Origin of the sequence: Brackiella oedipodis DSM 13743 (genome assembly GCF_000621025.1) — a bacterium.
Lineage (GTDB): Bacteria > Pseudomonadota > Gammaproteobacteria > Burkholderiales > Burkholderiaceae_B > Oligella > Oligella oedipodis.
In genome coordinates, this window is sequence record NZ_JHZJ01000010.1 from 165,158 (window position 1) to 177,516 (window position 12,359).

General features: G+C 47.5%; 8 protein-coding genes. All 8 read right to left on the reverse strand.

Going from position 1 to position 12,359, the window contains the following annotated elements; all coding sequences use genetic code 11:
* Positions 1-64: 64 nt before the first annotated feature.
* A complete protein-coding gene (gene epsC, locus Q335_RS08975) occupies positions 65-1,012 on the reverse strand; it encodes a serine O-acetyltransferase EpsC (protein ID WP_051532242.1) in 948 nt (315 codons plus the stop codon).
* A gap of 38 nt (positions 1,013-1,050) precedes the next feature.
* Complete coding sequence (locus Q335_RS0102285) at positions 1,051-2,514, reverse strand: efflux transporter outer membrane subunit (RefSeq protein WP_051532243.1); 1,464 nt, start codon at positions 2,512-2,514, stop codon at positions 1,051-1,053.
* A 4-nt stretch (positions 2,515-2,518) separates the two neighbouring features.
* Positions 2,519-5,617, reverse strand: coding sequence for an efflux RND transporter permease subunit (locus tag Q335_RS0102290; protein ID WP_028357250.1), 3,099 nt, complete (start codon positions 5,615-5,617; stop codon positions 2,519-2,521).
* Positions 5,618-8,695, reverse strand: coding sequence for an efflux RND transporter permease subunit (locus Q335_RS0102295; protein WP_028357251.1), 3,078 nt, complete (start codon positions 8,693-8,695; stop codon positions 5,618-5,620).
* The gene (locus tag Q335_RS08980; RefSeq protein WP_051532244.1) at positions 8,692-9,954 is read right to left on the reverse strand and encodes an efflux RND transporter periplasmic adaptor subunit; all 1,263 of its coding nucleotides are present in this window, start codon (positions 9,952-9,954) and stop codon (positions 8,692-8,694) included. The genes Q335_RS0102295 and Q335_RS08980 overlap by 4 nt, the downstream gene beginning before the upstream one ends.
* Positions 9,955-10,086: 132 nt before the next feature.
* Positions 10,087-10,866: a cell division protein ZapD gene (gene zapD / locus Q335_RS0102305; protein ID WP_038369230.1), complete on the reverse strand. Its 780-nt coding sequence runs from the start codon at positions 10,864-10,866 to the stop codon at positions 10,087-10,089.
* Complete coding sequence (gene coaE / locus Q335_RS0102310; RefSeq protein ID WP_028357253.1) at positions 10,859-11,494, reverse strand: dephospho-CoA kinase; 636 nt, start codon at positions 11,492-11,494, stop codon at positions 10,859-10,861. Before coaE ends, zapD begins: the two co-directional genes overlap by 8 nt.
* A gap of 5 nt (positions 11,495-11,499) precedes the next feature.
* Entirely contained in the window at positions 11,500-12,204 is a 705-nt protein-coding gene (locus Q335_RS0102315) for a prepilin peptidase (RefSeq protein WP_156929874.1), read from the reverse strand.
* Positions 12,205-12,359: the final 155 nt, after the last annotated feature.

A 12,359-nucleotide genomic window follows, 5' to 3' on the forward strand; every position in this document is an offset into this window, starting at 1 on the left:
CTCAGCAAAAAACCTTGGTACATTGCCAGTACCAAGGTTTTTTTGAGGACCTCATCAGTTGGCTTTAGAGCCCGCTTTGAGCCTTGCTTTTAATGCCACTTTGCGATACAAAACTACCCGCAGGAACATCTTTAGTGACCCAGACGTTACCGCCTATCACTGCTCCCTGACCAATTGTAATGCGTCCCAAAACCGTAGCATTTGAATAAATCACCACATCGTCTTCGACGATCGGATGACGCAAAATACCCTTATGCAGATTACCGTCTTCGTCAGCCTCAAAGCTCTTCGCGCCCAAGGTCACGGCCTGGTAGATCCGCACATTTTTGCCTAGGATGGCGGTTTCGCCGATGACCACGCCAGTGCCGTGGTCGATAAAACAGCCTGGACCAATTTGCGCGCCAGGATGAATATCAATCCCTGTTTTACTGTGCGCCAACTCAGCGATGACACGAGCCGCTAAGGGCACGCCCAAGGAGTAGAGCTCATGCGAGACGCGGTGATAACACATAGCATAGATGCCTGGATAACAGAGCAAGATTTCATCTACCGAATCCGCCGCAGGGTCACCGCGATAGGCCGCATGCACATCATCATCAAGCAAGCCTCGAATTTTTGGTAATTGTCTAGAAAATTTACTGACAATCTCAAAGGCTTGATCCATGATGGTTTTTTCGTCGAGCTTTTGGCCACGATTTTGGTAAACAATTTCGAGACGCACCTGAGACAACAACATATTAAGGGCACGCCCAATGGTGTAGCCGACATAGAAATCCTCATGACTGACCGTCAAATCATCGGGGCCTAAACGCATCGGAAATAAGGCACCTCGCAATAAATCCATGGCCTCGTCTAGGACCGGCGGTGATGGCATGCGCCGTCCACCTTTTTCGGACAAACGGTGATGATCGGTGCGCCACTTTCTGCGCTCATCTTTGAGTCCCTGAACGACATCATCCAGATCAAAGGTATATTGATCATCGCCGCAATGGGTGCAATTAAAAAAAGACATGTTCCCCCCTAAAATTATTATAGTCAGCGCTTTAGTCGTTAATCATTGTCCAGACGTTGATATAGGGCATCGTGCTGCAAATCCCAGCCACCGCCCAGTGCCTTGACTAATTGGACTAAATTCTGCAAACGCTGTGATTGCAATAGTAAGGTTTGAATGGCGGTATTGTGGGTGGTATTTTCGACTTGAACCACGCTCAGGTAGTCTATCATACCGGCATCATATTGGTTTCTGGTGATTTGCAGGGACTGACTCGCCAGCTCCACAGCTTTGAGGCGTCTAGGAAGTTCTTGATCCAAGACATTAGCGGTATTCAAGGCGGTATCGACTTCTTGCAGAGCATTCAAGACGGTTTGACGATAAGCAGCCACTTGAGCCTGATAATTGGCTTTGGCAATCGCGACTTGGGCCTGGCGCGCCCCACCATTAAAAATCGTATAGGCTAATGTGGGTCCCAAGGCCCACACATTGAGGGGTGAGCTAAGCCAATCGTGCAATTGAGAGGATTGTAGTGAACCACTAGCCGCTAAATTAACAGCGGGAAACCAGGCACTCTGCGCCACACCAATATCGGCGTTAGCGGCCGCCATACGCCGCTCTGCGGCGGCAATATCAGGTCGACGTTGCAATAGTGCAGAAGGTAAATCCACAGGAATGGTCGGCATATGAGGCTGATAGTCGCGCTGACTTATTCTAAAGTTGGCCGGTGCTTGACCAATCAACACGGCAATACGGTTCTCTTGGGCACGACGCTGATCATGAATATCGATGGCCGCGGCTTTGGCATTTTCGAGTTGCGTCTGCGCTTGCACCACATCGCCCTTAGCAATAATGCCTTGATCGTATTGATTTTGATTAGTTCTGACAGCGTGTTCATAAGCACGCACAATACTCAACAAGAGCTTCTCCTGGGCATCAGCCATACGCACCAAAAAATACGCCTGAGCAAGATCACTTTGCATACTCAAACGTACATTAGCCAAATCCGCAGCGCTCGCTTGTTCTTGTGCCTCGCCAGATTCAACCAGGCGACGGATGCGCCCCCATAAATCAATTTCCCATTGAGCACTGGCACCTATAGACAAATCATGTCCTGAAGACGTATTGGAACCTCCACGATTTTGGGCGCGACCAGTACTTGAAATACTTGGCAAACCTTGGGCGCGATCAACCTTGGCCTGCGCTTGTACAGCTTGATACTTAGCAAAAGCCTCGGCTATCGAGTTATTGTGATGATTTAATTGCACCATTAAGGCATTCAGATCAGCATCCTCAAAGCGCTCCCACCAATTTCCCTTACTGAGGTCATCCGCCGGCGTGGCGCGCTGCCAATGTCCTTCTTGTACGGCCTTATAGTCAGCCGCCGTTTCTGTGACCGCTGCCTCATAGTCTGGACCGACAGCGCAGGCACTCAATAGCATAAGCGTCGCACTACTGAGCAGAAAGCGATGCTTGGACCCCGCAAACAGACGTTTTTGTTTAGAACCCAAAATAAACCACATACCTTTATTCTTTTGCAAAAATTTTGAAGCGTTGACGAATAGCACTTGCCATTTTATCCAGATAAATATACACCACTGGGGTGGTGTAAAGGGTCAGTATTTGGCTCACGATCAGCCCCCCGACAATGACCACCCCCAAAGGTTGACGCATCTCGACACCCGCTCCGGTAGCTATAATCAAAGGAAAAGCTCCTAACATGGCGGCCATAGTGGTCATCATAATAGGTCTAAAACGCACCAAACAGCCCTCATAGACGGCTTGCTCGGCCGAGATTTTGTCTTGGCGTTGTTTATGAAGCGTAAAATCAATCAGCATAATGGCATTTTTTTTGACAATCCCAATCAACAAGAACACGCCAATCAACGCAATAAGGGTAAATTCCATGCGAAACGCCATCAAGGCAATAAAAGCGCCTAGCCCTGCCGATGGTAGCGTCGATAAAATCGTTAGCGGGTGCGCATAACTCTCATACAAAATACCAAATAATAAGTATAAAAGAGCGAGAACGCCTAACAGCATCAGAGGCTGTTGCTGCGACATTTGCTGAAAAAGTAAAGCATTGCCATCAAAACCCGCCAAAATCTGTTTCGTCGGCAGTTTAATGCGCAATAACGCCTCATCAATCGCTTTGGACGCCTGATCTAAAGACACATTAGGTGCTAGCGCAAAATCAATCGATTCACGCAACATGCCGTCTTTTTGGTGGATACTGAGGGGCGCATTGCGCACCTGTGTACGCGCAATACTGCTTAAAGGCACCTGCCGACCATCGGCAGTCAATAGTACTAAATCTTCTAAATCCCGTTGGCTTCGTGCATAAATTTTGTCGGCCCCCAGGACCACATTGTATTGGTTCAAATCATCATACATACGAGAGATTTGACGCTGGCTATAAAGACTATTCAAACTATCTGTGATGCTACTCATGCTCAAGCCTAAACGCGCCACCTTGTCACGATCGATGGAGATTTCGAGTCGATAGCCTTTGTCATCGCCACCACCATTGACGCCGACAAGCTCAGGTAATTCTTTGAAGGCCTCTGTGACTTTAGGTACCCATTCGTTCAGCAGTTCAAGATCCCCTGACTTGAGCGTGTAGGTATATTCTCCAGCGGCAGGGCCCCGACCACCGCCTGCTTGAATATCTTGTTGCGGCACCAAAAACATGCGTGTCCCCGACACTTTCCCTAATTCTTGATTGAGCTCATTAATGACATCTTGGGCTGAGGCAATGCGTTGCCCGAAAGGTTCGAGCTGAATCAATAAAAAGGAACGATTATTACCGCCTCGCCCTGAGACATAACCCATGACCGTCGCGACATTCGGATTTTTACCAATAATTTTGCGGTACTGATCCAGCTTTGGGACCGCCGATTCAAAGGACGTGCCTTTATCGGCCCTAAATATACCCATGACCACGCCTGTATCCTGTTGAGGTAGTAAGCCTTTAGGCACCAGCATAAACAGCAGCACATTCAGGGCAATGGCCGCCAATAAGCTCATTAGGGTTAAAAACCGATGTTTGATCGCTAGCCCTAGTGTTTTCTTGTAGGCCGCAAAAAACCACTCAAAGTAATAATGAAAGCCGTCTAATACAGGGTTTTGTTTGGGGTTTTGCAGGTTTTCTAATTTGAGCCAATAGGCGCACATCATCGGTGTTAAGGTCAAAGAAATCACCAACGACACCATGACCGCTACCGACATCGTCATGGCAAACTCATAAAACAGATTGCCGACCAGGCCTCCGACTAATATTAAGGGCAAAAACACCACCACTAAAGACAGGCTTATCGAAATCACGGTAAAGCCCACTTCTTTGGCTCCCTTAAGGGCTGCGTCTTTGGGTTTATGGCCCATTTCCAAATAACGCACAATGTTTTCTACCACCACAATCGAATCATCGACCACAAAACCCGTAGCGACAATCAAGGCCATTAGGGAGATATTATTCAGGGAAAAATCCATGAAATGCATAACGGTCACGGTGCCCAATAAGGAAACAGGCACCGCCACCGCAGGAATCAAGGTGGCTCGGTAATTACGCAAAAATAACAGCACCACAAGGACCACCAGCACGGTGGCAATGATGAGGGTTAATTCGGTTTCGTGCAAAGTCGCCCGAATACTTGGTGTGCGATCTTGCCCTACGGCCAAGTCCACACCCGCAGGCAATAAAGATTGCAAGGCCGCCATCTGCGCTTTTACTGCAGAGACTGTTTTGATAATATTGGCGCCTTCCTCTTGGCGAATAGTCAAAATAATAGCGTCTTGATTATTAAAAAAACCGCCATTAAATTCATTTTCAACCGAGTCATAAACGTGTGCAACATCACTCAGTTTAACGGCTTGATCCTCTTGCCAATGCACTACGAGCTCTTGGAATTCAGCCGCATTATGCATTTGACCATTGGTACTAATTTGCCAACGCCAATCGCCATTGGCGATGTAGCCGCGTGGCCGCATTTGATTGGCTTGAGCAATGGTGTTACGCAGCTCACTCAGATTGATATGGTAAGCGCTAAGCTTAGCGGGATCCACGTCAATGCGCACAGCAGGCATGGAACTTCCCCCCACATCGACGTCCGCCACACCCTCGACTTGAGCAATTTTTTGTGACAAGACAGTGCTCGCCATATCGTAGAGCTTGTCTTTACCATAGGTATCGGAGGTCATGGTCAGGGTGATGACCGGTACGGAAGAAGGATTGAATTTTTGGTAAGTGGGCGGCTCATACATACCGCTGGGCATCAACGGTAGCGCTTTATTAATGGCGGCTTGCACCTCACGCGCCGCATCATTCACATCCTTACTGATATCGAATTCAAGCACCACCTGAGTATTGCCCTCGGAGCTGCTGGCATTCATTTCCTTGACACCGGCTATACTGCCGAGTGAGCGTTGTAATGGTGTGGCCACACTCGTCGCCATGGTTTGTGGGCTGGCACCAGGCAAACGCGCCGACACAGCAATAAAAGGGATGGACATTTGCGGCAAAGGCGCAACTTCGAGTCGTGCATAATTGATGACACCCGTCACCACCATAGCCACTACCAATAAGATAGTGGCTATCGGTCGGCGGATAAAAGGTGCAGAAATATTCATTTATGCGGTTTTACCTTTGCCAAACTTCAGTTTGCTCAGTTTCTCAAAATACAGATACACCACAGGTGTCGTAAATAACGTCAGCAATTGGCTACACAATAAACCACCCACCATGGAGATGCCTAAGGGTTGGCGTAGTTCAGAGCCCATGCCTGAGGCCATCATCAATGGAATCGCACCAAATAAGGCGGCTAAAGTCGTCATCAGAATCGGTCTAAAACGCAATAAGCAGGCTTGACGTACCGCTTCGAGCGGACTCAAGCCTTGCTGACGCTCCGCCTGTAGAGCAAAATCGATGATTAAAATCGCATTTTTCTTGACAATACCGATCAGCAAAATAATCCCGATAATGCCGACCATATCTAATTGATTTCCTGAAATAATCAAGGCAATTAAAGCACCAATGGCGGCGGATGGTAAGGTCGACAAAATGGTCACTGGATGAATAAAGCTTTCGTAGAGCACCCCCAAGACGATATACATGGTAAAGATAGCCGCTGCCAATAACCATAAGGTATTGCTTAATGAGTCTTGGAAAGCCTGGCTGGAACCCTGGAAACGCATCTCTATCGCCGCCGGCATACCGATTTTTTCGGCGCAATCTTGAATCGCACCCGAAACATCGGATAAGGAGTAACCTTCTTCGAGATTAAAAGAGATTAATGTCGCTGGAAACTGGTCAATGCGTTGGATTTCCACCGGCGTGAATCCTGGTTCAATCCGTGCTATCTGATCTAAGCGCACTAAACCATTGCGACCACGCACATAGACATCTTGCAGATTTTCTAGGCCAGAGCGATAGCTTGGATCAACTTCAAGCACCACTCGATACTGAGCGGATTGGGTAAAAATGGTCGAAATCAAGCGTTGACTAAATGAGTTATATAAGGCCTCTTCAATATCGGCCATATTGATGCCCAAGCGACTCGCAGCGGCACGATCAACATTCACACTGACGCGTAGACCTTGAGTCTGATAGTCATCGACAACGTCCTTAACCCCTTTAATGGCTTTTAGCGCTTGCACATAATCGGGTACCCATTGTTGTAACAGTTCAGCGTTAATGGTGGATAATGTCAGCTGATATTGACTCCGTGACACTGTGGTATCGACACTTAAATCCTGACTTGGCTGAAAATAGGCCGCAATACCTTTGACATGCTTAGCCGATTCTTGCAAGCGTTGGATGACGGTATCGATATTATCACTGCGCTGCGCGTTATTCAGTTCAATTTGCAGTCTACCGGTATTGAGACTGGCGTTTTCACCATCCACCCCCACGGAGGCGGTGATACGCTCGATTTGCTCTTCTTTGAGGAGCTCATCGATCAAGGCTTGCTGTCTTTTTTTCATACTCTCAAAAGAGACTGACTGCGGCGCTTCAGTGATCACTTGAATCAAGCCATTGTCCTGCTCGGGGAAGAAACCTTTAGGCACTATAATGTACAAAAATGCAGTTAATACTAAGGTCGCAATGGCAAACACCAGTGTCTTGAATTGATGCTTAAGCACGATACTTAGGCCGCGCTCATAGAGTCGTATCAAATAATCAATCCAAGCGCCCAAATAATGATGAAGACGACTGTCTGACTGCTGTGACTCGGGGCGTAACATACGACCACACATCATCGGCGTCAGCGTGAGCGAAATCACCAAAGAAATCAAAATTGCCGTCGCTAAGGTCACCGCAAACTCATTGAAGAGGCGGCCAATAATATCGCCCATAAAGAGCAGCGGAATCAAGACCGCAATCAAGGAGATCGTCAATGAAACCAGCGTAAAGCCAATTTCAGCGGCACCTTTAAAAGCCGCTTGCATAGGGCTTAAACCCTCTTCGACATGACGAGCGATGTTTTCAATCATGACAATGGCATCGTCAACCACAAAACCTGTAGCAATCGTCAGTGCCATCAAGGTTAAATTATTGAGACTAAAGCCCAAAAAATACATGATTAAAAAGGTACCAATCAGAGATAGGGGCACCACCACTGTGGGAATCAGGGTAGCGCTTAGGCTACGCAAAAACACATAGGTAATGAAAACCACCAAGATAATGGCAAACACCATCTCTTTTTGGACATGGTCGATGGACTCACGAATCGAAATCGTGCGGTCTGCTACCACCTGCATTTGAATCGATTCCGGAAGACCTTTTTGTAACGTAGGGAGTAATTGTGCAACCGCATCAACCACAGCAATCACATTGGCGCCAGGTTGTCGCTGAATACGCAATAAAATCGCCGGCGTTTTGTTGTACCACGCGGTTTGCCACAAATCTTCTGCATCTGCCTGCGCCCGTGCCACCTGCCCAAGTCGCAAGACATGATCACCGTTGTAATTAAGGATGAGGTTTTCGTAGTCTTTGGGGTTTTCTAATTGACTATTGGTCTGCAAGGTCGTTGAACGCCGCGGGCCATTTAAGTTACCTGTCGGTTGATTAATATTGCTACTCGTGATGACTTGACGCAATTGATCGAGCGTTAAATCGTGCGAGGCTAAGGCGCGAGGATCGACTTGAATACGCACCGCTGGCTTTTGACCACCCGCAATATTAACCAGGCCTACACCCGGCACTTGAGAGATTTTTTGCAAAACGCGGGTTTCAATAAGATCACGCGCTTCGTTCAGTGGTATGACAGAGGAGGTCACGGCCACCGTCATGACTGGCGTATCGGCAGGATTCACCTTGTTGTAGACGGGGGGCATCGGTAAGTCATTCGGCAAGAGATTATTAGCGGCATTTATCGCTGCTTGTACCTCTTGCTCGGCCACGCTAATGTCTAATCCCAAAGAAAATTGCAAATTGATGACCGAGGCGCCCGCTGAACTCGAGGAACTCATTTGCGTCAGCCCCGCCATTTGGCCTAATTGCTTTTCGAGCGGTGATGTCACTAAGCGACCAATGGTTTCTGGACTTGCCCCCGGGTATTGCGTCACGACTTGAATGGTTGGGTAGTCCACCTCTGGTAGAGCAGAGATGGCCAACTGTCGATAAGCCGTAATACCAGCAAACAACAGTGCCACCATTAACAAAATGGTGGCCACTGGTCTTTGAATAAATGGTGCAGATATATTCACTTCTCGATCTCGACCTTAACACCTTCCCGTAAGCGGTCAGTGCCTTCCATCACTATCGTGTCACCTTCTTGTAAGCCTTCTGTGACCTGCGTGTAAGCACCATCCACGACGCCTGTTTTAATGGCTTGCAGGGTCACCGTTTTGTCATCTTTGACTAAAAATACATAGGTCCCTGATTTGCCATTTTGGATCGCATCTGTCTTGACACTAAGCGTATGCGGTAAGGTTTGCAACACTAAACGAATATTGACAAATTGATTAGGAAAAAGTCGAAAATCAGCGTTATCAAACCGCGCTTTGAGTTTGAAGCTACCGGTATCGAGATCGATCATATTATCGATAGACAGTAGCTGGCCCTCTTGAATCAGCTGTTGCTTATCACGACTAAAAATTTGTACAGGAAGCGTTTGATGTTGATAAAAGCGCTGCGAGACTTGGCTGACCACGTGTTCAGGTAAGGAAAAATTAACATCAATGGGATTTAGTTGGGTAATCGTGGCAAAACCCTCTTCACTATTAGCCGTGATCAGATTGCCCACGTCAACGTTCTTGAGGCCAATCCGCCCGGCAATGGGCGCACGCACCAAGGTATACGACAGATCGAGTTTGGCTTCCTCCAGCTGCCCTTGCAGACTTTCGGCGGTGGCCTGATATTGTTGTACTAATGATTGCTGCGTATCTAATTGTTGACGTGCAATGGAGTCCTGTTTGAATAGTGTTTGATAGCGCTTAAGGTCTTGCTGAGCATTGAGTAATTGCGCTTTATTTTGAGCAATTTGCCCTTGGATAGTGCGTAAAGCGGCTTCAAAGGGACGAGGATCAATCTCCAGCAAGGCTTGGCCCTTTTCGATGGCTTGACCTTCTGTAAACAAGATCTTAGTAATGGGGCCACTGACCTGCGTGCGTGCGACTACGGTTTCGGAGGCCTTAACAGTACCTAAGGCGGTAAGGGATTGCTCTAAATCGTGATATTGGGCATGTTCCACACTCACCAAAATCTGTTGTTGTTGGTTACCCCCCCAACGACCGCGGTTTTCACGACGGGGCGCGGTTTCTTGAGAGTCCTGAGCCGTCGCTGTTTTGTGATTGTTTTTGCCTTGATAACTGGAGCTGGTGGCTTTTTTGGGAGAAAGATTAACGACCTCTGGACTACGATTGAGGTAATAAACCACCGCCAAAATAATCAGTATAAGAACAATCACAATGATTTTGATCTTGTGCTTTGCCCAAAAACCACGCCCTGATGGGGAACTACCCATATACCACTCACTCCGTTGAAAGCACAGTTTACAAGCGCTAGGGTGACTAGATTACTAACTGCGCTTAATAGCAAGAATATGCATTAATGTTTAAAAACTTTTATTGTACTGAAAACCAGCGAAAGCTTGAGATCAAAACTTACAAAACGCTAACTTAAAAGAAAAAACTCTATTGATGACCTTAATTTCGCAATCATGACCCAGCTGAATCAAGCGCACAAAGGCGACGTGCTTATTAATACTGACTTCTGGGAACACCATGCTATCGCTGGGCAGCCACATGCGCACCAATTGGTAAGGCTGACCAGAGAGTTTTTTTTCGTAAATACCCTCCTCATTGGTATTACCAATTTCTGTAGAACCCGCGGCACGAATTAAATTTAGCATCTCGGTGATAGCGTTATATAAGGGAATAAAGGAACTGACCCAATGCTCAATGCAATGATCTCGGGCTTCTTTAGGGCCGGCTTGCCACGCTTGAAAAGCTGGAAACTCGACGCCTGAGGTACCGCCAGAAATACTAAAACGATTTTTGAGCTTAGATAGCCACTCACTTTCGCGGGCAGTACTACCAATTTTGCTGCTTTGATGTAAGTCTAAATACGCTCTGCTTAGGGTAACCATCACTTGATCGATCACCGTTGGATCGGATTCTGGACGACTGCGATAACTTTGTAAGGTTTCTTTCTGTTTGTCTATTTCTTGCAATAAACTGCTGCGCACATCCCCTCTCTCGGTCACTTCGATCAAATCAAACAGGGTTGCCAAGAGCATTCTTTCGCTTTCGGCGCCATTCTCAGAGCGCAAACTAAAGAGCCGTTGAAATAAATACTCCAAACGCAAAAAAGAGCGAATCCGCTCATTGCAAGGATATTCGTAAATGATGAGATTGGCCGCTGGCTGACTAGTCATGAATATCTGGACTCCGGTTCGCAAGCGCCAGCCATTGATGGTGAAGGGCAAGTACCTGCTCTTTGAGGGTTGGCAAACTGATATTAGCACCGTTTTTTATAATATCATCAGCATGCGCCAAGCGCTCTTGCTCACTGGCCTGACTATCGATTATTTTTTGGATTTGAGACACAGACAAGGCGTTGCGTTTACTCACGCGATCAATTTGCGTTTGACGATCGCAAAGAATTACGCATATTCGTTGGAGTTGCTGCCCCCATTTTTCAATGCCCTCTATAAGCAGCGGAATATCATAAACCACATATGGACTCGGCGCCTGCACATGCAGGGTCTGCATGTGCGCTCTAATCAAGGGATGAATAATCGCCTCAAGGCGGCGTTTAGCGTCGTCATCGTTAAAGACCAAATCTCGCATGGCAGCACGGTTAAGAGCCTGATCCGTACTAATAAACTGTGCCCCAAACTCGGCGGCTATCGCGGCAATGGCCGCCCCACCAGGCGCCGTTAATTGGCGCGAGATCTGATCCGCATCAATCACCGTAATACCCTGTTCACGCAGGATTTGACTCACAGCTGACTTGCCAGAACCAATCCCACCTGTAAGACCAATAGAAAACTTATGCTTCATGATTGTTAGGATGTATTAAAAAAGAGGACAGAGTCTTGTCCAAGCCACACCAAGACGGCCGCAAAGCTGAGCCAAGGTCCAAAGGCTACACTCCTAGACCCGGGCATACCGCAGCCGTACCTTATCAAAACCATTATAAGACTTAAGAGACAGGCCACCAATAGCACCAACATGAGTGGCACGAACCCCATCCACAGACTTAAGACCAAGAGTAATTTATAGTCACCGGCTCCTAAATAGTAACCACGCCAACAACGCTGTATGCAACAACTCCCACCTAGCCATAACAAACACAGTCCTAGGGATTGGCATTGTTCGGCAACACCGCCTTCTATCAGGCCTTTCAGGAGTGCCAGTATGGCTAGTACGATAAGCCAAGGATCCGGCAATACTCTAAAGCGCCAATCGTAATACGATAAGAGCAATAACAGACTCACAAACCATGAGAACCAGAGCATAGTGCCTGGTCCCACAATGGGCATCAGGCTGAACAGGCATAGGATTAGCCCCTGATGCAGCAATAAACAATAGCGTGTATGGCGGCGATGCCGGCACCAAGGCGGCTGCCAAGGCTTGTGCGGCAGCTGTCGTAAATACATGTCATGCCGATAGGAGCCATAAAAACCGCGTAGCGACTTAGCTAATCCCCACAAAAAAATTGGCCAGCCGATGGCCAGCGCAAGCACGAGCTCCAATAATGACGACGGCACAGGCACCCTCTCTTTTTTATATAGAGTTCATTATGAGAGTAGCTGTCTTTTAAAAAGCGCTCACTGGACCAAAATATCCGCTCTGTCTAGCCCCAGTCACTCAACAGTTAGTACACGCCAGTCTTCTGAGAATAAAACATTAAATAGATAACAAA

Coding starts and splice junctions, on each gene's coding strand:
- epsC (WP_051532242.1), bottom strand. CDS start 1,012: ATGTCTTTTTTTAATTGCACCCATTGCGGCGATGATCAATATACCTTT.
- Q335_RS0102285 (WP_051532243.1), bottom strand. CDS start 2,514: ATGTGGTTTATTTTGGGTTCTAAACAAAAACGTCTGTTTGCGGGGTCC.
- Q335_RS0102290 (WP_028357250.1), bottom strand. CDS start 5,617: ATGAATATTTCTGCACCTTTTATCCGCCGACCGATAGCCACTATCTTA.
- Q335_RS08980 (WP_051532244.1), bottom strand. CDS start 9,954: ATGGGTAGTTCCCCATCAGGGCGTGGTTTTTGGGCAAAGCACAAGATC.
- zapD (WP_038369230.1), bottom strand. CDS start 10,866: ATGACTAGTCAGCCAGCGGCCAATCTCATCATTTACGAATATCCTTGC.
- coaE (WP_028357253.1), bottom strand. CDS start 11,494: ATGAAGCATAAGTTTTCTATTGGTCTTACAGGTGGGATTGGTTCTGGC.